The organism is Ruegeria sp. YTSA064 (assembly GCF_059610325.1).
This window is the reverse complement of sequence record NZ_JBXWNK010000007.1, coordinates 205821-229319: the sequence shown is the minus strand read 5'-3', so window position 1 is coordinate 229319 and position 23499 is coordinate 205821. Positions and strand designations below refer to the sequence as shown.

At 56.7% G+C, this 23499-nt stretch carries 24 protein-coding genes; 19 read left to right on the top strand and 5 right to left on the bottom strand.

Going from position 1 to position 23499, the window contains the following annotated elements:
• Positions 1-22 precede the first annotated feature (22 nt).
• Genes cobU through AC2FI7_RS12690 form a run of 4 tightly spaced genes read left to right on the top strand, consistent with a single transcriptional unit; the run spans position 23 to position 3625 of the window.
• Positions 23-544: a bifunctional adenosylcobinamide kinase/adenosylcobinamide-phosphate guanylyltransferase gene (gene cobU / locus AC2FI7_RS12705; protein ID WP_010442876.1), complete on the top strand. Its 522-nt coding sequence runs from the start codon at positions 23-25 to the stop codon at positions 542-544.
• On the top strand, positions 541-1119 hold the full coding sequence (locus AC2FI7_RS12700) for a histidine phosphatase family protein (RefSeq protein WP_010442875.1): 579 nt from the start codon (positions 541-543) through the stop codon (positions 1117-1119). The genes cobU and AC2FI7_RS12700 overlap by 4 nt, the downstream gene beginning before the upstream one ends.
• A 58-nt stretch (positions 1120-1177) precedes the next feature.
• Positions 1178-2062: a glutathione S-transferase gene (locus AC2FI7_RS12695; protein ID WP_010442874.1), complete on the top strand. Its 885-nt coding sequence runs from the start codon at positions 1178-1180 to the stop codon at positions 2060-2062.
• Between the two features lie 48 nt (positions 2063-2110).
• A complete protein-coding gene (locus AC2FI7_RS12690; RefSeq protein ID WP_010442873.1) occupies positions 2111-3625 on the top strand; it encodes a YifB family Mg chelatase-like AAA ATPase in 1515 nt (504 codons plus the stop codon).
• On the opposite strand, the gene gshB is transcribed toward AC2FI7_RS12690, so the two are convergent.
• The 3 genes from gshB to rsmI form a co-directional block, all read right to left on the bottom strand.
• Positions 3622-4554 carry a glutathione synthase gene (gene gshB, locus AC2FI7_RS12685; RefSeq protein ID WP_170474351.1) on the bottom strand — a complete coding sequence of 311 codons (933 nt, stop codon included), beginning with the start codon at positions 4552-4554 and terminating at the stop codon, positions 3622-3624. The two genes, AC2FI7_RS12690 and gshB, sit on opposite strands and share 4 nt — an antisense overlap.
• Before the next feature lie 61 nt (positions 4555-4615).
• A complete protein-coding gene (locus AC2FI7_RS12680; RefSeq protein WP_496816103.1) occupies positions 4616-4984 on the bottom strand; it encodes a YraN family protein in 369 nt (122 codons plus the stop codon).
• Between the two features lie 4 nt (positions 4985-4988).
• The gene (rsmI, locus tag AC2FI7_RS12675; RefSeq protein ID WP_010442870.1) at positions 4989-5846 is read right to left on the bottom strand and encodes a 16S rRNA (cytidine(1402)-2'-O)-methyltransferase; all 858 of its coding nucleotides are present in this window, start codon (positions 5844-5846) and stop codon (positions 4989-4991) included.
• 87 nt (positions 5847-5933) lie between these two features.
• On the opposite strand from rsmI, the gene AC2FI7_RS12670 reads away from it, so the two are divergent.
• From AC2FI7_RS12670 to murJ, 3 genes are read left to right on the top strand one after another with little or no spacing between them, the layout of a single operon-like run.
• Positions 5934-7106: a penicillin-binding protein activator gene (locus AC2FI7_RS12670; RefSeq protein WP_010442869.1), complete on the top strand. Its 1173-nt coding sequence runs from the start codon at positions 5934-5936 to the stop codon at positions 7104-7106.
• Positions 7066-9885 carry a [protein-PII] uridylyltransferase gene (locus AC2FI7_RS12665; RefSeq protein ID WP_010442868.1) on the top strand — a complete coding sequence of 940 codons (2820 nt, stop codon included), beginning with the start codon at positions 7066-7068 and terminating at the stop codon, positions 9883-9885. Before AC2FI7_RS12670 ends, AC2FI7_RS12665 begins: the two co-directional genes overlap by 41 nt.
• The gene (gene murJ, locus AC2FI7_RS12660; protein ID WP_010442867.1) at positions 9882-11423 is read left to right on the top strand and encodes a murein biosynthesis integral membrane protein MurJ; all 1542 of its coding nucleotides are present in this window, start codon (positions 9882-9884) and stop codon (positions 11421-11423) included. The genes AC2FI7_RS12665 and murJ overlap by 4 nt, the downstream gene beginning before the upstream one ends.
• 7 nt (positions 11424-11430) lie before the next feature.
• On the opposite strand, the gene AC2FI7_RS12655 is transcribed toward murJ, so the two are convergent.
• Positions 11431-12117, bottom strand: coding sequence for a rhomboid family intramembrane serine protease (locus AC2FI7_RS12655; RefSeq protein WP_010442866.1), 687 nt, complete (start codon positions 12115-12117; stop codon positions 11431-11433).
• Between the two features lie 86 nt (positions 12118-12203).
• Here AC2FI7_RS12655 and trpS point away from each other — a divergent pair, with 86 nt between their 5' ends.
• Positions 12204-13232, top strand: a complete 1029-nt coding sequence (gene trpS / locus AC2FI7_RS12650) for a tryptophan--tRNA ligase (RefSeq protein WP_010442865.1) — start codon at positions 12204-12206, stop codon at positions 13230-13232.
• Between the two features lie 62 nt (positions 13233-13294).
• Here the strand turns inward: trpS and AC2FI7_RS12645 are convergent, their stop codons facing one another.
• Positions 13295-14344: a Glu/Leu/Phe/Val family dehydrogenase gene (locus AC2FI7_RS12645; protein ID WP_496816101.1), complete on the bottom strand. Its 1050-nt coding sequence runs from the start codon at positions 14342-14344 to the stop codon at positions 13295-13297.
• A gap of 129 nt (positions 14345-14473) precedes the next feature.
• Here AC2FI7_RS12645 and AC2FI7_RS12640 point away from each other — a divergent pair, with 129 nt between their 5' ends.
• The 11 genes from AC2FI7_RS12640 to AC2FI7_RS12590 all read left to right on the top strand — a co-directional run bounded on the left by AC2FI7_RS12640 (position 14474) and on the right by AC2FI7_RS12590 (position 23447).
• Positions 14474-14926, top strand: coding sequence for an Lrp/AsnC family transcriptional regulator (locus tag AC2FI7_RS12640; protein WP_010442863.1), 453 nt, complete (start codon positions 14474-14476; stop codon positions 14924-14926).
• A gap of 67 nt (positions 14927-14993) precedes the next feature.
• Positions 14994-15857 carry a branched-chain amino acid aminotransferase gene (locus tag AC2FI7_RS12635; RefSeq protein ID WP_010442862.1) on the top strand — a complete coding sequence of 288 codons (864 nt, stop codon included), beginning with the start codon at positions 14994-14996 and terminating at the stop codon, positions 15855-15857.
• A gap of 73 nt (positions 15858-15930) precedes the next feature.
• Positions 15931-16386: a universal stress protein gene (locus AC2FI7_RS12630; RefSeq protein ID WP_010442861.1), complete on the top strand. Its 456-nt coding sequence runs from the start codon at positions 15931-15933 to the stop codon at positions 16384-16386.
• Positions 16387-16394: 8 nt separating this feature from the next.
• On the top strand, positions 16395-16988 hold the full coding sequence (locus tag AC2FI7_RS12625; protein WP_010442860.1) for a 2-hydroxychromene-2-carboxylate isomerase: 594 nt from the start codon (positions 16395-16397) through the stop codon (positions 16986-16988).
• A 69-nt stretch (positions 16989-17057) separates the two neighbouring features.
• Positions 17058-17621 (top strand): NifU family protein, encoded by a 564-nt coding sequence (locus AC2FI7_RS12620; RefSeq protein ID WP_010442859.1) that lies wholly within the window; start codon positions 17058-17060, stop codon positions 17619-17621.
• Entirely contained in the window at positions 17611-18201 is a 591-nt protein-coding gene (gene tsaB, locus AC2FI7_RS12615) for a tRNA (adenosine(37)-N6)-threonylcarbamoyltransferase complex dimerization subunit type 1 TsaB (protein ID WP_010442858.1), read from the top strand. Before AC2FI7_RS12620 ends, tsaB begins: the two co-directional genes overlap by 11 nt.
• A complete protein-coding gene (locus tag AC2FI7_RS12610) occupies positions 18198-18617 on the top strand; it encodes a GNAT family N-acetyltransferase (protein ID WP_037321930.1) in 420 nt (139 codons plus the stop codon). Before tsaB ends, AC2FI7_RS12610 begins: the two co-directional genes overlap by 4 nt.
• A 147-nt stretch (positions 18618-18764) precedes the next feature.
• Positions 18765-19763: a BMP family lipoprotein gene (locus AC2FI7_RS12605; RefSeq protein WP_010442856.1), complete on the top strand. Its 999-nt coding sequence runs from the start codon at positions 18765-18767 to the stop codon at positions 19761-19763.
• 88 nt (positions 19764-19851) lie between these two features.
• A complete protein-coding gene (locus AC2FI7_RS12600) occupies positions 19852-21381 on the top strand; it encodes an ABC transporter ATP-binding protein (protein WP_010442855.1) in 1530 nt (509 codons plus the stop codon).
• 3 nt (positions 21382-21384) lie between these two features.
• Positions 21385-22479, top strand: coding sequence for an ABC transporter permease (locus AC2FI7_RS12595; RefSeq protein ID WP_010442854.1), 1095 nt, complete (start codon positions 21385-21387; stop codon positions 22477-22479).
• The gene (locus tag AC2FI7_RS12590) at positions 22479-23447 is read left to right on the top strand and encodes an ABC transporter permease (protein ID WP_010442853.1); all 969 of its coding nucleotides are present in this window, start codon (positions 22479-22481) and stop codon (positions 23445-23447) included. The genes AC2FI7_RS12595 and AC2FI7_RS12590 overlap by 1 nt, the downstream gene beginning before the upstream one ends.
• Positions 23448-23499: the final 52 nt, after the last annotated feature.

Sequence of the window (23499 nt, the reverse complement as noted above, 5' to 3'; positions counted from 1 at the left end):
GATCACCAGAAAGGTAATAAAAGTGCATGCCGATTTAACCTTTATCTTGGGCGGCGCGGCATCCGGAAAATCCCTTTTTGCGGAACAAACTGTTGTTTCTACAGGTAAAAATCGCATTTACCTCGCAACATCACAAGTGTTTGATGACGAGATGCGCCTAAAAATCAGGCAACATATTGCACAACGAGGCAGCGGGTGGACGACGATTGAAGCACCATTCGATCTGACACCAGAACTCGCAAAGCTGACGCGGGATCAGGTTTGCCTGATCGACTGTGCAACCATGTGGCTGACCAACCACCTGCTCGCTGAGAGCAATCTTAACGAAGCGCAAACCAAACTGCTGAACGCGTTGAAAACCTGTGCAGCGCAAATCGTTATCGTCTCGAACGAAGTCGGCCACGGCATCGTGCCTGACAATGCGCTGTCCCGTCGGTTCCGCGAGGCACAGGGGCGCCTGAACATAGCACTTGCTGCACAGGCGGATCGGGTGGTGCAGGTCACGGCCGGGCTACCATTGGTTCTAAAGGGACCACCCCTGTGACCCGGCTACATTTGGTACGGCACGGCCCGACACATGCCAAAACCATGGTAGGCTGGTCCGATCTGCCCGCTGACTTGAGCGATCACGCTGCAATCGGCCGTCTCGAAACGCACCTTCCCTCCAATGCCGTCGTGATTTCATCGGATTTGTCACGCGCCGCCGACACGGCCAGTGCAATTCAAGGCACACGCCAGCGTCTGCCGCACCATGCCGATCTTCGCGAAATCAATTTTGGCACATGGGAGTTGCGCCCATTTGCAGAGATCGAGGCTGAAGACCCCGAGCTTTGCTTTGCATACTGGGACAATCCCGGAGATGTCAGACCCCCAGATGGGGAAAGCTGGAATGAAGTCCGCGCGCGGGTCGATGCGGTAGTTGATACCTTGATTGCCGACAATTCAGGACGCGATTTGGTAGTGGTCGCTCATTTCGGCGTAATCCTGACTCAAATCCAACGTGCCTTGGACGTGGATGCGCAAGAGGCGTTCAGTCACCGAATCGATAATCTTTCGGTTACCGAGATTACACGCCTCGAAGCTGGCTGGTCGGTGGGGCGGATCAATCACCGACCGTGATAGGACTGCGCACAAATCACTGATTTACGAACGCGCATCGACCCTGCATCGTTGGCGCATGACCCATGACCTCTTTATCGGCGACCGGTTGTTTTCAAGCTGGTCCTTGCGCGGATGGCTGATGCTCGAAAAATTCGGCCTGCCCTACCGCACCCACATGATTGGCCTCTACTCCGGGACGATGGCAGCGGATATGAAGCCACTGGCACCAGCACGTCTGGTACCAGCATTGCGGCTACCCGATGGAACTGTGGTCGGTGAAAGCCTCGCCATGGCAGAGACTTTGGCCGAACATCACCCTGACGCCGGACTTTGGCCAACAAAGCCGACAGCTCGTGCAACGGCCCGGTGGCTTTGTACTGAAATGGTCGCCGGATTCACAGCACTGCGGGGGCAATGCCCCATGCAGTTGAAATATCGCTGGGAAGGCTTCACCCCTTCTAAAGATACGCTGGCGGATCTGCAGCGGATCGAAACCCTCTGGGCCCATGCTCGGAGTATTTCGAGCGCCGAGTCGGGCCCTCTGTTTGGCGCATACTCGTTGGCTGATGTCTTCTATACTCCGGTTGCAGCACGAATTATCGGCTACGATTTACCCGTGTCTGAGGCCAATCGCACCTACTGCATGGACCTGCTTTCAGACATTTCCGTTCGGCAATGGCGCGCCATGGGCATGACCGTCGAGTATGATCCCTTTCCCTATCCACAAAACCTTACCGCCCATAACTGGCCGATTGGCGAGAACTCGAAAGCGGCAACCGTCAGTACCGGCCCATCCATTAACTCCGCCTGTCCCTACTCCGGAAAACCGGTGAGGGATTACTTAGAACTCGAAGGTAAGGTTTGGGGCTTTTGCAACCCGTTTTGCCGGGACAAAACTGTTGCCGACCCTGGGGCTTGGCCGAATTTTACGGCGATGATCGGCGGCGTTAACGATTCCTAAACCGCAGACGTGGCAGCAACGTCCTGTTAACCAAAAAACAGGATTGCCATGGTCGCCCGCGCCCACACCGTCGCTTTTCAAGGGGTCGATGCCCGCCCGGTCGAAGTGCAATGCGCCGTTTCACCGGGTCTTCCAGCGTTTTCCATCGTTGGCTTACCGGACAAGGCAGTTTCTGAGGCGCGGGATCGGGTGCGCAGCGCACTGAGCGCGATGTCCATCGCACTGCCCTCGAAACGGATCACCATCAACCTGTCGCCCGCCGATTTGCCCAAAGAAGGTAGCCATTTCGACCTGCCTATCGCAGTTGCGTTGCTTACTGCGCTAGAGATCATTCCTGCGGACGCCGCCGAGGGCGCTGTTGCTTTGGGCGAATTGTCGTTGGACGGCTCGCTTGTTCCGGTTGTCGGAGCGTTGCCCGCCGCCATGACGGCTGCCGCTGAAGATCGTAGCTTGCTTTGCCCCAGCGCCTCTAGCTCGGAAGCCGCTTGGGTAGATGCCACGCAAGTGATCGGTGCTGGCTCATTAGGAGATGTGGTGCGGCACTTCACCGGCCAATCCGCGTTGCCCGCCGCGACGCCGGGCGAGGTCAGTCTTTCGCCCAGCGCGAGTGATTTGCGAGACGTAAAAGGGCAGGAACGCGCTAAACGGGCCTTGGAAATCGCCGCCGCGGGGCGGCATCACCTGATCATGATCGGGACGCCGGGTTCGGGCAAATCCATGCTGGCGGCGCGCTTGCCAGGAATTTTGCCACCGCTGACGCCGGTCGAAGCGCTGGAAACTTCGATGATCCAATCGCTTTGTGGGTTGTTGGACGAAGGCGGCATCAGCCGTGCCAGACCGTTTCGAGAGCCGCATCACACCGCCTCAATGGCGGCTATCGTCGGTGGGGGGAAAGGTGCAAAACCCGGTGAAATCTCATTGGCGCATAACGGCGTTCTTTTCATGGACGAGTTTCCCGAATTCCCGCGCACCGTTCTGGAAACCTTGCGACAACCGATTGAGACCGGCGAAGTCATGGTCGCCCGCGCCAACGCCCATGTGAAATACCCATGCAGGTTCATGCTGGTGGCCGCTGCCAACCCCTGCAAATGTGGATACCTGACTGATCCGTCCCGTGCCTGCTCGCGCGCACCGGTTTGTGGCGAGGATTATCTGGGCCGCATCTCAGGGCCACTAATGGACCGGTTCGACCTGCGTATCGAAGTACCCCCTGTAGGTTTTACCGATCTCGATTTGCCACCTTCGGGCGATAGTTCAGCCGCTGTGGCTGCGCGCGTTGAAGCCGCGCGCGCTGTTCAAGCTGACCGGTTTCGCGACACCCCCGAGACCCGTCAAAACGCGGATGTTCAAGGCAACCTATTGGAAGAAATCGCCGCGCCAGATTCCGAAGGCAAGGAGTTGCTTCTAAAAGCTGCCGAGCGTTTCGGCCTTTCGGCCCGCGCCTTCCACCGTATCCTGCGGGTCGCCCGCACCATCGCCGATCTCGATGGAGAGCCGGACGTGCGCCGCCCCCATGTCGCCGAGGCGCTGAGCTTTCGCATCAGCGCAAAGGCAGGGGCTTAAAACTTGGCCTCAATCGCCTGCCAGATTTTTTCGGCGATATTCAAACCGTTGAACCGCTCAAGCTCCTGAATGCCGGTGGGTGACGTGACATTGATCTCGGTCAGGTAGTCGCCAATCACATCGATTCCGACAAAGATCTGTCCACGTTCTTTCAACAACGGCCCAATTGCAGCGCAGATTTCCATATCGCGATCAGTCAGGCCAATTTTCTCAGGGCGCCCACCCACATGCATGTTCGAGCGGGTTTCACCCTCGGCTGGAACGCGGTTGATGGCCCCCACCGGCTCGCCATCCACGAGGATGACACGTTTGTCGCCGTTTCTTACATCCGGCAAAAACTTCTGTGCAATCAACGGCTCACGCGAGAAACCCGTGAACAACTCATGCAGCGATGTCAGGTTGCGATCATTCACATCAAGGCGGAACACACCAGCGCCCCCATTGCCATAGAGCGGCTTGAGGATGATATCGCCGTGTTTCTCTTTGAACGCTTTGATGGTGTGCAGATCCCGCGCAATTGTGGTGGGCGGCGTCAGTTCAGGAAAATCCAAAACCAGCAGCTTTTCCGGATAGTTTCGCACCCAAAACGGGTCATTCACCACCAAGGTCTGCCCCCGGAGACGGTCCAGCAAATGGGTCGAAGTGATGTAGTGCATGTCGAACGGAGGGTCTTGCCGCAACCAGACCACATCGAAATCAGCTAGATCCACTTCGCGTTCTGGCCCCAGAACAGCCGGGTCGCCAGCGACCCTTTGCACTGTCATGTCGTGCCCGCGCGCAGTAACTTTGCCCTCCTGATACGCCAATTGATCCGGGCCATAGAAAAAAAGCTGATGGCCGCGGGCCTGAGCCTCTTCTGCCAAACGAAACGAGCTGTCGGCATTGATATCCACGGCCCCGATCGGGTCCATCTGAAAGGCGATTTTCATGGTCTATCCCTCAATTCCACGCCTGATACATGGCGCAGAGACTCGACGGGTTCAATGGTGATCAGTTCATACCGAAGGCGTTTTCGATGATTTGAACAGTTCCGGTATCATCCACCAAAGCGACGTCAAAGCGCGTGTTTGTCAACTGCCCGCCGGGTTCCTGTTCAAGATACTGCGCAGCAGATGCACAAATTCGATCCATCTGTCGACGGTTGATGCGAGCGGCGGCGATTTCAAAACTGCGGCTTTTCTTGACCTCAACGAAGACCAACCCATCCGCATTGCGCGCAATCAAATCAATCTCGCCACCTGCGCCGCGCCATCTGCGCTGTGCGATTGAATACCCTCGGCGCTGGTATTCAGTGGCAACGCTAAACTCTGCCGAACGTCCGGCGTGATATGAAACCGAACCCCGAACAGATCGCCGCATGATTTCATCCTTTTCCCAGTTTCAGGGCCTTCTGATAAATCGGACGGCGCGGCAGGCTGAACATCTCTGATACCAGATCTGCTGCATCCCGTACCGAATGCGTTTCCAAGGCTCTTATCAAGGCCTCTTCTACGTCGGTTTCCTTAACAGATTGCGAATGGGCGCGATCTACAAGCAAGACAACTTCGCCCTTGACGGATGCATCCTGATACTCGGAGGCAAGATCCGCCAACGTCCCTCTTCGGGTTTCTTCAAACTTCTTCGTCAGTTCTCGGCAGAGCGCCGCCTGGCGCTCACCACCCAGCACTGCGGCCAGATCCGCGAGACAACCCGCCACACGCTTCGGCGATTCGTAGAAAACCAGCGTTCCGGGGACACTACGCAGCGCCTCGATTCGCGAACGCCGCGCGCCAGAAGCATTGGGCAGGAAACCGGCAAAGAAGAAGGCGTCGGTCGGTAGACCGGCCAATGTCAGTGCGGTCAATACGGCAGACGGGCCCGGTGCACAGGTCACGTTATGCCCGGCCTCGGCTGCTTGACGCCCCAGATCATAGCCGGGATCGGCAATCAGGGGCATTCCGGCCTCGGATGCATAGGCAACCGATTGCCCCTGCGCGAGCGCCTCAAGGATCTTGCCACGTGCGCCAGCTCCGCTGTGATCGTGATAGGCCAAAATACGACGCCCCTCGAGCGGCACGCCATGAATTTCCATCAACCGACGCAGACTACGGGTATCCTCGGCAGCGATCATGTCTGCCGAGGCCAGCACATCCAAAGCCCTGAGCGTAATGTCGCGCGCTGTCCCGATTGGAGTGGCGACAAAATACAGCCCTGCGGCCAATCTGATCTTTTGGAAATTCAAAGCTGGACCCTCACAGCGTGACGTTTATTATCGCGGATCAATAGACCAAGGTGCCCTCAGACGCCGGATCAGGGAGTTTTCTTTTAGATGTTTACCGTTTGCAAGCCCGCACGCAAACTGGCGAAATCCGCCATCGCTCTGGCTACGGCCGCATTCCTCGCTGCTTGTGATGCCGGAGGCTTGGGTGGAGGTCCTTCGATCAACGCCTCAGACCCGGTCCCGGTTGCGCTTCTGGTGCCAAGCGGATCGCCTCAATCTGGTGATGCCGCCCTTGCGCGAAGCCTTGAGAATGCCGCACGTCTGGCGATCGCGGATTTGCCGAACGTCAAGATTGACCTGCGGGTATATGACACGGCTGGAAATGCAGGAACAGCATCGAGTGTCGCACAGCAAGCCGTTGCGGATGGGGCTAAGATCATTCTTGGTCCAGTATATGCGCAGGCGGCCAATGCGGCGGGCCTTGCTGTTCTAAGCAACAACGTCAACGTGCTGTCCTTCTCGAACAACACCAGCATTGCGGGCGGCAATGTTTATGTGCTCGGGCCCACATTCCAAAACACGGCCAACAGGCTCGTGAACTACGCCGGACAGCAGGGTAAGAACAATACTGTCATAGTGCATAGCAATGACTCGGCAGGCCAGTTGGGCCGGTCTGCCATTGCCACTGCGCTCAGCAACAGCCGCGTCAATAATGCGGGTACCGTTGGATATGACCGATCTCAGCAGGGAGTGATCGATTCGGTTCCGACCATCAAGGCGACAGTCGACTCTACTGGTGCGGATTCGATCTTCTTGACTGCGACGACGGCGGGCGCACTGCCCCTCTACAGCCAATTGCTACCAGAGGCAGGCGTTTCACCAGCAACAACGCAATATATCGGCCTGACGCGCTGGGACATCCCGGCACAGACGTTGGAATTACCAGGTGTCCAAGGCGGATGGTTCGCGCTACCTGATCCTGCAAAGGCACAGGCATATCGCCAGCGGTACAACAATACCTATGGTGAAGCACCGCACCCGATCAGCGGGCTTGCCTACGATGGGATTGCCGCCATTGGCGCGTTGGTGAGCCAAGGCAAATCCGATGCCCTGACTGGGGCGGCTCTGACCCAAAACGCCGGATTTCAGGGTGTCGGTGGTATCTTCCGCCTGCGACCTAACGGTACGAATGAACGCGGTCTGGCAGTTGCCACGATCCAGAACAAACAGGTGGTTGTGATTGACCCTGCCCCACAAAGCTTCTCTGGCGCCGGATTCTGAGCGACTGGCGCTGGCCACCGCGTCTAAAGACGACCTGATCTGTTCAGCCGACGAGATTTTTGACAGCGTTTCCGTCGATGCCAGATTGTCCGATGCAATTAAAAACAGCTCGGACAACGCTGCGCTGCGCGCAGAAACAGTGCGTATTCTGCGAGACGCCCAAAAGGCTGGACGCAAGGCGATTTCCGATTCATTTTCACAGCGCCCATTCGATGCACGCCCTCTGACACATTCTTATACCTATCTGACGGATCAGATGGTGCGGACCGCAATGCGGGTCGCAACCGAGCATTTGCACCCGCTCGCCAATCCTACTCGTGGGGAAAAAATCGCCGTATTGGCGGTCGGAGGCTATGGCCGGGGTGAAATGGCTCCCTCCTCCGACGTGGACCTGCTGTTTCTGACGCCCTACAAAATCACCGCCTGGGCCGAGAGCGTGATCGAATCCATGCTCTACATCCTCTGGGATTTGCGACTGAAGGTCGGGCATTCTTCGCGTACGATCAAAGACTGTTTGCGCTTGGGTGCAGATGATTTCACCATTCGCACTGCCATGCTGGAGCAGCGTTATCTCGCCGGGGATCAGACGCTTGCGAAAGAGCTTGAAGAACATCTGAAAAGCGAGCTGTTCAAGGGTACTGAGCGGGAATTTATCGAAGCCAAGCTGAAAGAACGGGATGAGCGGCACCTGAAACAAGGTGAGCGCTATATGGTTGAGCCCAATGTCAAAGAAGGCAAAGGCGGCCTGCGCGACCTGCAATCGCTCTACTGGATCGCAAAATATATCTACAGCGTGAAAGATGTTGCCGAACTGGTCCCGATGGGTTTGTTCACACCGGAAGAGTTCGGTGAATTCGTTCAGGCCGAAGAATTCCTTTGGGCTGTCCGGTCGCATCTGCATCTGGTGACCGGTCGCGCGACAGAACAGCTGACTTTCGATCTGCAGGTCGAGGTGGCGGATCGCATGGGCTACGAAGACCGCGCGGGTCGGCGGGCTGTTGAAGTATTCATGCAGCGGTACTTCCGCGAGGCGACACGTGTGGGCGAGTTGACCCGCATATTCCTGACCAAGCTGGAGGCGTCCCATATGAAGGGCGCGCCGTTACTGGAACGCATTTTTCGCCGTCGACGTCGGATCAAGGCCGGGTACAGGGTTGTTCATGGCCGTCTGGATATCGCGGACCCCGACAAATTCCTGTCAGACAAGGTCAATCTGCTGCGGCTGTTTGAGGAAGGCCTGCGCACAGGCATGTTGATCCACCCGGACGCCATGCGTTTGGTTACGGCAAACCTGAACCTGATCGACGAAGACATGCGCAACGACAAAGAGGCGCGGCGCATTTTCCTTGATCTGATGCTGAAACACGGCAACCCCGAACGGGCCCTGCGCCGAATGAACGAGTTGGGTGTACTGTCGGCCTTCCTGCCCGAGTTCGAACACATCGTAGCGATGATGCAGTTCAATATGTATCACAGCTATACTGTGGACGAACACACGATCCAGTGCATCGTAAATCTGGCCCAGATCGAACGCGGAGAGCTAATCGAAGAGCTGCCGCTGGCGTCCTCGATCCTTGAGCGAAGCGTCAATCGCAAGGTCTTATACGTTGCCTTGCTGCTACACGATATTGGGAAGGGGCGGCCTGAAGATCACTCGATCCTCGGCGCTCAAATCGCTCGCAAGGTGGCGCCGCGTCTGGGACTGAACAAGGCAGATTCCGAAACCGTGGAATGGCTGGTGCGATACCATCTGTTGATGTCCGATATGGCACAAAAGCGCGATATTTCTGATCCGCGCACAATCCGCGACTTCGCCAAAGCGGTTGAAACAGTAAAGCGATTGGATTTGCTCACGGTGCTGACGGTCTGTGACATTCGCGGTGTCGGGCCAAATACCTGGAACAACTGGAAAGCCACATTGCTGCGCGCCTTGCACGCAGACACCAAGCGCGCGCTGGAATCCGGCATGGAGGTTCTCAATCGTGCCAACCGTGGCGCAGAGGCGAAAAAGCAGTTGCGTGCCGAGCTGGACAGCTGGTCCAAAGCCGATCTGAAGACTGAAACCGGGCGACACTACGATCCATATTGGCAAGGGTTGAACCTTGCGACCCATGTCGAGTTTGCGGAGATGCTGAAATCTCTCGAAGACAGCGGTGATCCAGGGGCGGTCGAGATCCGCTTGCATCCGGATGAAGATCGCGACGCGACCCGCGCTTGCTTTGCCATGGGCGACCACCCGGGTATCTTTTCTCGGATTGCCGGGGCGCTGGCTCTGGTTGGGGCCAACGTTGTAGATGCACGCAGCTATACGACAAAAGACGGTTATGTGACCGACGCATTCTGGATACAGGACGCCGAAGGCCATCCTTTCGAAGCCTCTCGCCTTCCGCGTCTGACCCAGATGATCCACAAGACGCTGAAGGGTGAAGTGGTGGCCAGGGACGCCCTAAAGTCACGCGACAAGATCAAAAAACGTGAGCGCGCCTTTAACGTCCCAACACACGTCACCTTCGATAATGAAGGCTCGGAAATCTACACGATCATCGAGGTCGACACGCGTGATCGGCCCGGCCTGCTTTATGATCTGGCCCGAACATTGGCGGCAGCCAATGTTTACATCGCGAATGCGGTGATCGCGACCTATGGCGAACAGGTGGTTGATACGTTCTATGTCAAGGATATGTTTGGTCTGAAATACCATTCTGAGGCCAAGCAGCGTGGCTTGGAAGCCAAGCTTCGTAAAGCCATCGTCGAAGGTGCGGAGCGGGCCGCCTCATGAAGCCGATCCGCCTGATCTCGGGCTTTTTCACCGTTGGCTTCTGGACCCTCGCCAGCCGTATTCTGGGTTTTCTGAGGGAAATTCTGCTGACCGCCTTTATCGGCCCGGGCCCGGTTATGGATGCCTTTGTCGCGGCGTTTCGCCTGCCCAACATGTTCCGCCGCTTCTTTGCTGAAGGTGCATTTAATGCAGCCTTTGTGCCGATGTTCTCGAAACGCCTGGAGGGCGATGAGAACGCAGAGGGCTTTGCGCAGGACGCATTCAATCTGTTGGCGGTGGCTGTGCTGGCCTTGGTCGGGTTGGCGATGGTTTTTATGCCCGGCTTGGTCTGGATTACCGCTGAAGGTTTTTACGGAGACGAGCGCTTTGATCTGGCAGTGGACTATGGATACGTCGTGTTCCCCTACATCCTATTCATGTCTCTTGCCGCGTTGTTTTCCGGTGTTTTAAACGCGACTGGTCGATTTGCGGCTGCCGCTGCGGCACCAGTGTTGCTGAACATATTTGCCTGTTTTGCATTGATCTTTGGAGCCATGTCGGGAGGGGACGTGATCCGCTGGCTGATCGCAGTCATCCCGGTCGCTGGTGTCGCACAACTGGCATTAGTCTGGGTTGCCACTGAAAGCGCCGGAATTCGTATACGGCCGGGTTGGCCGACGCTTAGCCCAGAAATGCGGCGTATGGTGCGGATCGCTGTGCCAGCGGCGCTGGCCATGGGGGTGACGCAGGTCAATTTGGTAGTGGGGCAGCTTGTAGCTTCCAAAACCGAAAAAGCAATCAGTTGGTTATTTGCAGCGGATCGTTTGTATCAGCTGCCATTGGGAGTGGTCGGAATCGCAGTTGGCATCGTATTATTGCCTGACCTATCGCGCCGTTTGCGCGCAGAGGACAAAGACGGCGCCCGCAACGCGTTTTCTCGGGCCGGTGAGTTCACTTTGCTTTTGACCCTACCCTCAACGGTTGCCTTTCTCATCATTCCTGGCCCATTGGTCTCGGTTCTGTTCCAACGCGGCCAGTTCAGCGCCGAGGATACGGCAGCGACCGCTCTTGCCGTCGCAATCTATGGCATCGGGTTGCCTGCGTTCATGTTGCAAAAACTATTACAGCCGCTGTTTTTCGCCCGCGAGGATACAAAATCACCGTTTAGATACGCCGTATTTGCGATGGCGGTGAATGCCGGGCTTGCCTTTGGCCTGTATCCCGTCGCCGGTTGGATTGCGCCCGCGATCGCGGCCTCGACCGCTGGTTGGGCGATGGTAGCTTTGCTGGCAATCGGCGCACGGAGGATGGGGGACGAGGCACGATTTGACGATCGATTCAAACAGAGAATCTGGCGGATCGTGGCCGCCTCGGCGGGCATGGGCGTCGTGTTGTTTGCTGCGATCCACTTGTTTGGATGGGCGTTTGGCATACCCGGCTGGCGCTACCTGGCGCTATTGATGCTCATCGTTACCGCAGCAATTGCCTATTTCTTGTTGGGCCACGTCTTCGGCGCGTTTAGGCTTTCGGAATTCCGAAATGTACTAAAACGAGGCTGAATTTGCACTAATCACGCCTTGTTTTGCTGAGAATGCGCGCCCAACCGCCCGGAGCGAGAAAGAAAGACAAGCCGAACCCGGTGGCAAATCCACCCAGATCGGCAACCCAATCCGAGGTTCCACCGAAGATCAAACCGAAGAGCAACTGAATCCCCATTAGCACCGCGATCAGGCTGAAGGCGCGGGATTGGTTTTCGCCGACCAGTGAAAGCTTACGCCACAACAACCATGTGAACGCACCGATCAACCCGTAGACAGGCGGGAACCCCCCAACCAGAGGATAGGGCGGGTTCAGCAAAACGGCATAGGCCAGCGCTCCGCCCACGCCAGACACCACAAAGATGATCAGCATGGCGATGCTGCCAAAGACCTCGGCAACCATTTTACCCATCGCCAGCACAAAGACGCAGACAAACACAGCTTGCGTGAAATTGGCCTGGACAAAAGGGTAAGTGACAAAGCGGATCACATGTTCGAACGGCCAACGCCCGTTCTGGACCATCCAGTCGAAGATATCGGGCGAGAACGTGTATTGCTGCAGCGCGTCCAGCCGCCAACCAACCGCAGTTGGACCTCCGACCAGCCCGCGGCCGCCAAGCATAAAAGCCAACTCGATCCCCATGATGAACAGAACTAATGCCACCACGACCGGCGGCAGAGGGTTCACGGGCGGTGTATAATGCTCACTGCTCATTGGGCTGGCCTTTCGCGGCTGTTGACGTCCCTTTGCCTCATGGGTAAGCGACGGGGGCTGATTTTTCCAGACAGGAGTTTCCTACGATGACCGAGACCCAATTCACGCCCCGCGTGTTTTCCGGCATCCAGCCTTCAGGAAACCTGCACTTGGGTAACTACCTGGGTGCACTCAAACGTTTCGTGGATATGCAGGGGCCGGATTTCGAGACCGTCTATTGCATGGTCGACCTCCACGCGATCACTGTCTGGCAAGACCCCGATCGCCTGCGTGAAAAGACACGTGAAGTGTGCGCTGGGTTCATTGCCGCCGGTCTCGACCCTGAAAAATCCATCCTGTTCAATCAGAGCCAGGTGCCCGAGCACACGCAGTTGGCCTGGATCTTCAACTGCATCGCCCGGATCGGCTGGATGCAGCGTATGACGCAATTCAAGGACAAGGCCGGCAAGAACGCGCAAAACGCATCGTTGGGTCTTTTCGCTTATCCCGCACTGATGGCGGCGGACATACTGGTGTATCACGCGACCCATGTGCCGGTCGGTGAAGACCAGAAGCAGCATCTGGAACTGACGCGCGACATCGCAATCAAGTTCAACCATGACTATGGCGTCGATTTCTTCCCCGTGACCGAACCGGTCATCGGTGGCCCAGCGCCGCGCGTGATGAACCTGCGGGACGGGTCGCGTAAGATGTCATCCTCTGACCCGTCCGATATGACGCGGATCAATATGACTGACGATGCCGACGCCATCGCCAAGAAAATCCGCAAGGCCAAGACTGACCCGGATGCACTGCCCTCGGAAGTGAAGGGGCTTGAAGAGCGGCCCGAGGCACGAAATCTGGTGAACATCTACGCTGCTCTTAGCGATCAGACTGCCGAGCAGGTTTTGGCAGAGGTCGGTGGCAAACAATTCGGTGAGTTCAAGCCGATGCTGGCTGAATTAGCGGTTGAGAAGCTGTCACCCATCTCGTCCGAGATGGCGCGTCTGATGGGCGAAGAGGCTGAGATCGACCAGATACTTGCCCGCGGCGCTGAACGGGCGCGTGCGCTTGCCTCCCCGATCTTGCAAAAAACCTACGAGATTGTGGGCATGGTCGGTGCAGGCAAGTCCTAATGATCAGAACCCGATCTAGAAACGCCGCCCAGTCCGGGCGGCGTTTTTTGTTTGGCAGCCCATTATGCGGCCTTGGGGCGCAGCATTTCATGCACAATGGATTCAGCGACCTCATGCGGGCTAACCGCTTCGATCTTGGCCCTCGTCAGGATGCGATCCATCGTCTGCTCAAGCGCCTTTAATCTATCAGCGACCCAAGCTTCACGCTCTTCTACGCGCAGGATTTCTGTTGCCACATTTATGATGCCACCCCCGTTAGCGACAAAGTCGGGTGCGTAAAGAATGCCGCGCTGGTGAAGCAACCGCGCATCGCCAGCACCGGCCAACTGGTTGTTTGCGCCCCCAGCCACGGTGCCGACCTGCAACAACGGAATGCTTGTTTCGTTAAGGATACCCCCGATGGCGCAGGGGGCAAATATGTCGGCCTCAACACCATAAATCATATCGGGGGCCACAGCCTGAGCCGCACACTGTTCAGCAACACGTGCCGATTGGCGGGCATCGATATCTGTGACGATCAGCCGTGCGCCTGCATCATGAAGCAACTGACACAAATGCGCGCCTACATGACCAAGCCCCTGAACCGATACGGTAAGGCCATCCAGATCAGTTCGCCCAAAACGGTGCTGCGCAGCCACCCTGATCGCATTGAATATTCCGCGTGCCGTGATGGGGGATGGATCACCGCTCGCAAATTGCCCGTCTGCCAGCCCTGCCACAAAGTCAGTCCGAGACCCGATATGGGCCATGTCAGCGGGCGTCATACCCATGTCTTCTGCGGTCCAGTACTGGCCGCTCAGGCTTTGCACGACTTGACCGAAGGCACGCAGAAGATCGGGTGATTTATCGACGTGCGGGTCACCAATAATAACGGCCTTGCCACCCCCCAGAGGAAGATCAGCTGCAGCGTTCTTGAAGGTCATACCCCGCGCCAATTGCAAGGCATCATTCAATGCCTCTGCGGCAAGTCCATAGGGGCGCATCCGCACACCGCCAGCCGCAGGACCGCGTTGCGTCGAGTGAACTGCAATATAGCCCAATAGACCAAGTGCGCTGTCCTTGAATTCGACCACGCGCTCGTAATCTGGCGCGTCAATGATGGTGATGTCCATTCTTCTCCTCCGGGCTACCCAATGGAGTTTGCCATCTGTCGACGAGTGAAATTCACCTATTTATCGCTACCAGTAGAAGTATTTTAGGGGTATTCTTCAACCAACTCGAAAATGATGGAGTTTTTCACTATGGATGACATCGACTCCAAGATAATCCGTGCCCTCCAGAATGATGGCCGCATGACTGTTATCGATCTGGCAGACCATGTCGGGCTGTCCCCGACACCTTGCGCGCGGCGCTTGGATCGATTGCAACGAGATGGGATCATCACCGGGTACGCCGCTCAGGTAGACCCCGAGCAGCTTGGCTTCGGCGTTACGATTTTTGTCTCTGTCGAGTTGGAGAAACAGGATCGCAGCGCCATCGATTCCTTTGAAAAGGCAATTCGGCGGTGTGATGAGGTGATGGAGTGCTATCTCATGACAGGCTCGCGTGACATCTTGCTGCGCGTCGTGGCCAAAGACCTCAACGCATTTGACGCCTTCTTAGAAAACCGACTGATGAAAATACAAGGCATCAGAAATCTGCGTTCAAACTTTGCCTTGCGCACCATGGTCAAACGTGAGTCGCTGCCTCTGTAACGCGGATAATCTGCTGGACCTTGCCTCGGCCCCAACCTAGGTTTCCCGAAGCTTGAGGGAGGGCGCAATGGCAGTCGGCAAAAACATCCGCACCTATTTCGAAGGTCAATGGCATGATGGGGACGCCCCGATCATGCGCGCAGCCGACCATGGCGCATGGCTTGGCTCGTCTGTATTTGACGGCGCCCGCTTCTTTGATGGAATGACCCCGGATCTGGATGCCCATTGCGCTCGGGTCAATCGCTCGGCCGAAGCTCTGATGCTAACGCCTTCGGTGACTACGGAACAGATGGTTGAACTGGTTCAGGAGGGGCTACAAAGTTATCCAACAGATACTGCAGTTTACATTCGTCCTATGTATTGGGGCATCGACGGAGACCCAACCGCAATCATCCCCCAGGAAGACAGCACTGGCTTCGCCATTTGCCTGGAAGAAATCCCGATGGCGCCCGAATCCGCCTCGGCCACGCTGACGACAACCCGCTTCCGTCGCCCCGTTCTGGAATCTGCCGTGGTTAACGCTAAAGCGGGCTGCCTCTATCCGAACAACGCCCGGATGTTGCAGGAGGCGCGTAGCAAAGGTTTCTCAAACGCGTTGGTTGCCGATGCCATGGGGCACGTGGCGGAAACCGCGACCGCCAATATTTTCATGGTTCGCGATGGAGAAGTTTTCACCCCGATTCCCAATGGAACGTTCCTTGCCGGCATCACCCGGGCGCGACACATCAAGAATCTGCGCGCCGATGGGGTGAAAGTGCATGAATCTGTGCTGAGCTTTGAGGACTTTCACGATGCTGACGAAGTGTTCATGACCGGTAACATGAGCAAAGTGACCCCCATCACCGCGCTGGATGACACCCAGTATCAGGTGGGTCCAATTGCTCGTCGCGCACGCGAGATGTACTGGGATTGGGCTGCAAGCAATCGCTGATCGACACCCTGCCCGTTTCAGTTGCCTCTGCGCATCCTGTGGGGCATGATCCCGAAAACAAACGAGGACAAACATGCGCAAGTTCCTAGTCGTTCTTGACGACAGCCGTGAATGCCTGAACGCCATGCGCTTTGCCGCAATGCGCGCGGCTCATACGGGCGGCGGGGTTACGGTTCTTTCGGTAATTCCGCCGGATGAGTTCAACCATTGGATCGGTGTTGCCGAGGTGATGCGCGAAGAGGCGCGCGAGCGTATTCACGCGCATTTCGAAGTGTTCGCCAAGTGGATGCGTGACAAGCAGGGTGTCGAGCCCGAATTGGCCATTCGCGAAGGCGACCCGGTTCCTCAAATCATCGAACACGTCCAGTCCGACTCTGAAATTGGCGTGTTGGTGCTGGGCGCTGGCACTGACAAGAAGGGCCCCGGACCATTGGTAACCCAGCTAACCCGGAACTCTGGCAGTCTGCCTATTCCGGTCACTATTGTGCCCGGCGACTTAAGCAAGGAAAAGCTGGAAGCCATCACCTGAGGCACATTATGCCAGCAACATTGCAATTTTGGTTCGATTTCGCGTCGACCTATTCCTATCTCAGCGCTATGCGCATCCAACAGGCGGCCGCAGAAAAGAGAGTCGCCGTGGAATGGCACCCATTTCTTCTGGGCCCGATCTTTGCTGAACAGGGATGGAACAACTCGCCGTTCAATCTGTATCCCGCAAAGGGCCGGTACATGTGGCGGGATATGGAACGGCTTTGTGCAGCGCGCGATCTACCATTTCAGCAGCCCAAAAATTTTCCGCAAAACAGCCTGCAAGCGGCGCGTCTGGCATTGGCAATCGGATCAACTAATCAACGTGGTGCATTTGTACGCGCTGTCTATTCTGCACAATTCGGAGCGGGACAAGACATCTCGGACCTCAGGGTTCTGGCGGAATGCCTTGCCAGTTCAGGCGTTTCGCAAGATGTGATGGAACAGATTGGTAGCCCCCAGATCAAATCCGCGCTGTTCGAACAGGTCGCTCGCGCCAAGGCTCTGCACATCTTCGGCGCACCAAGCTTTATCGCCAAAGATGAATTGTTCTGGGGTGACGACCGATTGGATGACGCGATTTCCTTTGTCGCATCAATTTAGAACGATTCCAAATCTTGACTTCCCCCGTCCGGACGCGCATATCAGATACACCTTAAACGGAGCCGCGCCATGTTTATCCAAACTGAATCCACACCCAACCCGGCAACTCTGAAGTTTTTGCCCGGTCAGACGGTTCTGGAAGCGGGTACTGCAGATTTTCCAAACGCTGAGGCGGCCGAGAAATCTCCGCTCGCCACTCGTATCTTTGGCGTCGCGGGTGTGACAGGAGTGTTCTTTGGCAATGATTTTGTCACGGTGACAAAATCCGATGATGTCCAATGGGATCACATCAAACCCGCCATCCTTGGCGCTGTAATGGAGCATTACCAATCCGATCAGCCCGTCATGGGCGCAAACGTTGATGCAGGCGCAGGGCACGCCGAACATACCGGCGAAGACGCTGAAATTGTACACCAAATCAAAGACTTATTGGACAGCCGAGTGCGGCCTGCCGTGGCACAGGATGGCGGCGACATAACATTCCATGGCTTCGACAAGGGGATTGTTTATCTTCACATGCAAGGGGCCTGTGCGGGATGTCCATCCTCCACGATCACTCTGAAAATGGGTATCGAAAACCTGCTACGGCATTACATCCCGGAAGTGATCGAGGTTCGCCCCGTTGCGATCTGATCCAACCATCCTGGCATTCGACACATCGGCCGCGCATTGCGCGGCCGCTTTGTTGCAAAACGGTGTGATTGTTGCGTCCTGCGTTGAGCCCATGTCGCGCGGGCAGGCTGAGAGGTTGATGCCTTTACTGGAAGAGTTGTTGGAAGAGAACGGATGCAACTGGCGAGATCTGGACGCGATTGGTGTCGGGGTTGGCCCCGGAAACTTCACCGGGATTCGAATCTCGGTCTCGGCTGCCCGAGGACTGGCGCTTGGTCTGGACGTTCCCGCAGTCGGTGTATCGGGCTTCGATGCCTTGGCCGAGTTGGCCCCCAAAGGCCACATACCTGCGATTCCCGCTCCTCGCGACCAAGTTTATTTGATGCCGGATGGAGCAGAAGCGCGACTGGTCGCGCGACACGACGCAGAATCATTGGGCAGACTATATCTTTGCGATCAGCCTGATCGGCAGGTTCGCACTATTGCTCGATTGGCGTCGCGGCGTTTGGCCTCGACGCCCACTCCACCCGCACCTTTATATGTTCGCCCTGCAGATGCCGCGCCTTCGCGCGACGTACCTCCGGTCTTGCTTGACGAATGACGCCACAGGAAATGGCTCATATCCATGCCGCCGCGTTCCATCAGAGCCGCCCTTGGGTTGCAGATGAGTTTGCCGAGCTTTTGGCAAATCGCTTCATCCATGCAATTGGGGACACAAGATCATTTGCGTTGGTTCAGGTGATTGCCGACGAAGCGGAACTACTGACGATAGCAACCCATCCAGATCACCAAAGGAAGGGATTGGCGCGAAAGATAATGGTAGAATTCCACGCCTACGCGGATCAGGCTGGGGCTTCGCGGGCATTTCTGGATGTTGCCTCGGACAATGACGCGGCAATCGCTCTTTACGAAGCATGTGGATACGAAGCATGCGGCACACGCAAGCGCTATTACCTGCGCGAGAACGGTCCAAACGTCGACGCAATCGTCATGGAATGTCGTTTTCACGGCAATTAATCACTTTTTTAGACCATATGGTCAAATTTCTATTGACCGAAGCTGTTGCAAACAGCTTCAATTCCCGCCATCACAACATGTATGCTCGCTCTGAGTGGGTATCGGGGGATTCAGCCCCGGACCGATAATAGCCAACGGGAGTAACAAATGACCCTTATGAAATCTTTGATGGGCGCAGCCGCTGCGGTTGCACTGACAGCAGGCGCAGCCCTGGCAGAACCGGCCCTGATCTTTGATCTGGGCGGTAAGTTCGACAAGTCATTCAACGAAGCGGCCCATAACGGCGCGTCTCGCTGGGCCGAAGAAACGGGCGGTACATACCGCGAGATTGAGATGCAGTCCGAAGCACAGCGCGAACAGGCCCTGCGTCGTTTCGCCGAAGCCGGTTCGAACCCGATCATCACCATGGGCTTTGGCATGGCTGACCCGCTGGCCGCGGTTGCAGCTGACTACCCTGACACAACCTTTGTGGTAGTTGACGTGACATGGCTGGACGCCCCGAACCTGCGTCAGGTTGGCTTTGCCGAGCATGAAGGCTCATACCTAGTTGGCATGATGGCAGCGATGGCATCGAAGACCGGCACTGTCGGCTTCATCGGCGGTATGGACGTGCCACTTATCCGCCACTTTGGTTGCGGATACGCACAAGGTGCCAAAGCCGTGAATCCCGACATCAATGTTGTTGCCAACATGACTGGTACAACTCCGGCAGCGTGGAACGACCCGGTAAAAGGCTCTGAGCTGACCAAAGCACAAATCAGCCAAGGAGCTGACGTGGTTTACGCAGCCGCTGGCGGCACTGGCGTTGGTGTTCTGCAGACCGCCGCAGACGAAGGCATCTTGTCAATCGGCGTTGACAGCAACCAGAACCACCTGCACCCGGGCAAAGTTCTGACTTCGATGCTTAAGCGCGTTGACGTCGCCGTTTATGAAGCGATGAAAGCGGGTGAGGACGTCGAAACCGGCGTATTCGTCATGGGCCTGTCCGAAGATGGCGTTGGCTATGCTATGGACGAAAACAACGCGCCGCTGGTTTCCGACGATATGAAGGCTGCGGTTGACAAAGCTCGTCAGGACATCATCGACGGCAATGTTTCGGTTGTCAGCTACTATGAAAACGACAGCTGCCCGGCGCTGCAGTTCTGATAACACACGGGGCGAAGGGTTAACCTTCGCCCCGAATGCACTCTGCCGCGATACTGATCGCGGTCCTTTCGGCAATTGAGGACAAGACATGACCGTCCCCGCCATTGAGCTCAAAGGGATTTCCAAAGCCTTTGGGCCGGTTCAGGCCAACAAAGACATTTCTATCAGCGTCGCCCCCGGAACGATCCATGGGATCATCGGAGAAAACGGTGCGGGCAAATCCACGCTGATGAGCATTCTCTACGGCTTCTACAAGGCCGACAAAGGTGAGATCTGGATCAATGGATCCAAAACAGACATCCCTGACAGCCAGGCCGCTATCGCTTCGGGCATCGGGATGGTTTTCCAACATTTCAAACTGGTCGAAAACTTCTCCGTACTGGAAAACATCGTTCTGGGTGCCGAGGATGGCGGACTGCTGGCCCCATCATTGGCGAAAGCCCGCAAAGAGCTGAAAGAGCTTGAAGAAGAATACGAGCTGTTCGTGGACCCCGATAAGCGCATCGACGAGATTGGCGTCGGCATGCAGCAGCGGGTTGAGATCCTCAAAGCGCTCTATCGCAAGGCAGAAATCTTAATTCTCGACGAACCGACCGGAGTGCTGACCCCCGCCGAGGCGGATCAATTGTTCCGCATTCTTGACCGGCTGCGGTCCGAGGGCAAAACGATCATCGTGATCACACACAAGCTGCGCGAGATCATGGAGAATACTGATACCGTCTCGGTGATGCGGCGCGGTGAGATGACCGCGACGGTCAAAACTGCTGAGACCAACCCACAGGAACTGGCCGAACTTATGGTGGGCCGCAAAGTTCTGCTCCAGGTCGACAAGGTGCCCGCGCAACCGGGCAAACCGGTTCTGGAGATCGAAAAGCTCAGCGTCACCGATTCGGCAGGTGTCGAGCGCGTCAAAGGCATCGACCTGACTGTTCGCGCGGGTGAAATCGTGGGGATTGCTGGCGTTGCAGGAAACGGGCAATCGGAACTGCTGGAGGTTCTGGGCGGAATGCGTCCCGGACAGGGATCAATCAGACTGAACGGGGAACCTCTGCCATTGCACGGCCCCGGCTCGGACGGTCAGGCACGGCGCGCGCAACACATCGCGCATGTGCCCGAGGATCGCCAGCGCGAAGGCTTGATCATGGATTTCTACGCGTGGGAGAATGTGGCCTTCGGCTATCACCGCGACCCTGCGTATAAGCGCGGGCTGTTCATGGACAATGCCGCACTGCGCGCCGACACCGAAGCCAAGATTGAGAAATTCGACGTACGCCCGCCCAATGGCTGGCTGACCGCCAAAAGCTTCTCGGGTGGCAACCAGCAGAAGATCGTAGTCGCGCGCGAGATTGAGCGGAACCCTGACCTGCTGCTGGTGGGTCAACCCACACGCGGTGTGGATATCGGTGCCATCGAATTCATTCATAAACAGATTGTCGCCCTGAGAGATCAGGGCAAAGCGATCCTGCTGGTTTCGGTCGAGCTGGAAGAGATCTTCTCGCTGTCCGACCGGATCGCCGTGATGTTCGACGGACATATCATGGGCGAGCGTCTGCCCGCCGAGACGGATGAAAAAGAACTGGGCCTACTGATGGCCGGTGTTGCAGGAGAGGCCGCCTGAACCATGGAAAAAATGCCCAAATGGGCCGATGTGGTGCTGATCCCGATCATCAGCCTGCTGTTGGCCACAATCCTTTCGGCAATCGTTATTCTGGCCATTGGGGAAAACCCGGTCGAGGCGGTCAACCTGATGGTCACAGGGGCCTTGGGTTCAACCTATGGCTGGGGCTATACGCTTTATTACGCTACGAATTTCATCTTCACCGGTCTGGCCGTTGCCGTGGCCTTTCACGCGCGGCTGTTCAACATTGGTGGTGAGGGTCAGGCCATGCTCGGCGGACTGGGCGTTGCAATCGTCTGTCTATCGGTCCCTTGGCCGCATTGGACCATCGCCTTACTGGCCGCCTGTGCCGCTTCGATGATCTTTGGCGCGGCCTGGGCCGCGATCCCGGCCTATCTGCAGGCCAAACGGGGCAGTCATATCGTGATCACCACGATCATGTTCAACTTTATCGCCGCAGCTTTCCTTAACTACATGCTGGTCAATGTGATGCGCCCGCAAGGATCGCAAGACCCGGCCACGGCGCGGTTCCCCGAGGCGGTACACCTGCCAACATTCCAGTCGATGTTTTCGAGCGCCGAAAACATCGTCTTCCGGGGGGCACCGGCCAACATCTCGTTCTTCGTGGCGATACTTGCCTGCATCGTGGTTTGGGCCCTGATCTGGCGCACGCGACTGGGATACGAAATCCGCGCCTATGGCCATTCCGAAACGGGAGCCGTCTATGCCGGTATCTCACCCGTACGCATCACGATCATCGCAATGCTGATCTCGGGTGCCCTTGCAGGCATGATGGCTATCAATAATGTCATGGGCGAAGCAGAACGACTTGTCCTCAATTCGACCGAGGGTGCCGGATTTATTGGGATTGCCGTGGCTCTTATGGGTCGTTCCCATCCATTTGGCGTTTTCCTTGCTGCGATCCTGTTCGGATTTCTGTACCAAGGCGGCGCTGAATTGGCGTTGTGGACGTCGATCCCACGTGAACTGATCGTGGTCATTCAGGCGCTGGTCATCCTATTCACCGGTGCGCTCGATAATATGGTGCGCATGCCGCTTGAAAAGATCTTCCTGAGTTTCCGGAAGGGGGCAGAGTGATGGAATTTTTCGTTACCCTCATTCAAGTCCTCGATTCTACAGTTCGACTGGCCACGCCACTGTTGCTGGCTTGTCTGGCAGGTTTGTATTCCGAACGCGCTGGTATTTTTGACATCGGGCTTGAAGGCAAGATGCTTATGGCGGCTTTCTTCTCGGCTGCTATCGCCGCAGTAACGGGTTCGGTCTGGTTAGGGCTTCTGGCTGGAATCGGAGCGTCTCTGGTTTTGTCAGCATTGCACGGACTGGCTTCGATCACGTTTCGGGGCAATCAACTGATCTCGGGTGTCGCCATCAATTTCCTCGCGTCCGGTATGACGGTTCTGATCGCGCAAAGCTGGTTTCAACAGGGTGGACGCACTCCGTCTCTGTTTGGCGGCGGACGGTTTGAGCCGATCAACTTCCCCTTCGCAGAAGCGCTGGAAGGTGTGCCATTCATCGGCCCGATATATTCCGAGCTGCTGTCAGGCCATTCAATCCTCGTCTATGTGGCGTTCCTGTTCGTACCACTCACCTGGTGGATCTTGTTCCGCACTAGGTTCGGGCTGCGCTTGCGTGCAGTAGGCGAAAATCCTGCGGCGGTTGATACAGCCGGGGTCTCGGTCGTTGGTCTGCGATTTGCAGCCGTGGCCATCTGCGGCATTCTCTGCGGTATTGCCGGTGCGTATCTGGCGACAGCCTTGCAAGCCGGATTTGTAAAAGAAATGACAGCGGGTCGCGGATTCATCGCATTGGCTGCGCTAATATTCGCAAAGTGGCGTCCTTGGCACGCGATGTGGGCTTGCCTGTTGTTCGGGTTGTTGCAGGCGATTGCGCTGCGGTTCCAGAACATCGATCTGGGTGGGGTCGTAATCCCGGTCCAGGTGATGGACGCCCTGCCCTACATTCTGACCGTGGTGATTCTTGCAGGCTTTGTTGGGAAAGCCATTCCACCACGCGCGGGGGGTGAACCCTACGTCAAAGAACGCTGATAGAGCCAGTTCAGGACTGCTCCTCAGTCCTGTTTGCTGCAGAGCGGCATAC

Coding starts and splice junctions, on each gene's coding strand:
- AC2FI7_RS12695 (WP_010442874.1), top strand. CDS start 1,178: ATGACCCATGACCTCTTTATCGGCGACCGGTTGTTTTCAAGCTGGTCC.
- murJ (WP_010442867.1), top strand. CDS start 9,882: ATGAAGCCGATCCGCCTGATCTCGGGCTTTTTCACCGTTGGCTTCTGG.
- AC2FI7_RS12670 (WP_010442869.1), top strand. CDS start 5,934: ATGTTTACCGTTTGCAAGCCCGCACGCAAACTGGCGAAATCCGCCATC.
- AC2FI7_RS12690 (WP_010442873.1), top strand. CDS start 2,111: ATGGTCGCCCGCGCCCACACCGTCGCTTTTCAAGGGGTCGATGCCCGC.
- AC2FI7_RS12680 (WP_496816103.1), bottom strand. CDS start 4,984: ATGCGGCGATCTGTTCGGGGTTCGGTTTCATATCACGCCGGACGTTCG.
- AC2FI7_RS12590 (WP_010442853.1), top strand. CDS start 22,479: ATGGAATTTTTCGTTACCCTCATTCAAGTCCTCGATTCTACAGTTCGA.
- AC2FI7_RS12595 (WP_010442854.1), top strand. CDS start 21,385: ATGGAAAAAATGCCCAAATGGGCCGATGTGGTGCTGATCCCGATCATC.
- trpS (WP_010442865.1), top strand. CDS start 12,204: ATGACCGAGACCCAATTCACGCCCCGCGTGTTTTCCGGCATCCAGCCT.
- AC2FI7_RS12625 (WP_010442860.1), top strand. CDS start 16,395: ATGCCAGCAACATTGCAATTTTGGTTCGATTTCGCGTCGACCTATTCC.
- AC2FI7_RS12600 (WP_010442855.1), top strand. CDS start 19,852: ATGACCGTCCCCGCCATTGAGCTCAAAGGGATTTCCAAAGCCTTTGGG.
- AC2FI7_RS12655 (WP_010442866.1), bottom strand. CDS start 12,117: ATGAGCAGTGAGCATTATACACCGCCCGTGAACCCTCTGCCGCCGGTC.
- AC2FI7_RS12630 (WP_010442861.1), top strand. CDS start 15,931: ATGCGCAAGTTCCTAGTCGTTCTTGACGACAGCCGTGAATGCCTGAAC.
- gshB (WP_170474351.1), bottom strand. CDS start 4,554: ATGAAAATCGCCTTTCAGATGGACCCGATCGGGGCCGTGGATATCAAT.
- AC2FI7_RS12620 (WP_010442859.1), top strand. CDS start 17,058: ATGTTTATCCAAACTGAATCCACACCCAACCCGGCAACTCTGAAGTTT.
- AC2FI7_RS12645 (WP_496816101.1), bottom strand. CDS start 14,344: ATGGACATCACCATCATTGACGCGCCAGATTACGAGCGCGTGGTCGAA.
- AC2FI7_RS12635 (WP_010442862.1), top strand. CDS start 14,994: ATGGCAGTCGGCAAAAACATCCGCACCTATTTCGAAGGTCAATGGCAT.
- AC2FI7_RS12605 (WP_010442856.1), top strand. CDS start 18,765: ATGACCCTTATGAAATCTTTGATGGGCGCAGCCGCTGCGGTTGCACTG.
- AC2FI7_RS12640 (WP_010442863.1), top strand. CDS start 14,474: ATGGATGACATCGACTCCAAGATAATCCGTGCCCTCCAGAATGATGGC.
- AC2FI7_RS12610 (WP_037321930.1), top strand. CDS start 18,198: ATGACGCCACAGGAAATGGCTCATATCCATGCCGCCGCGTTCCATCAG.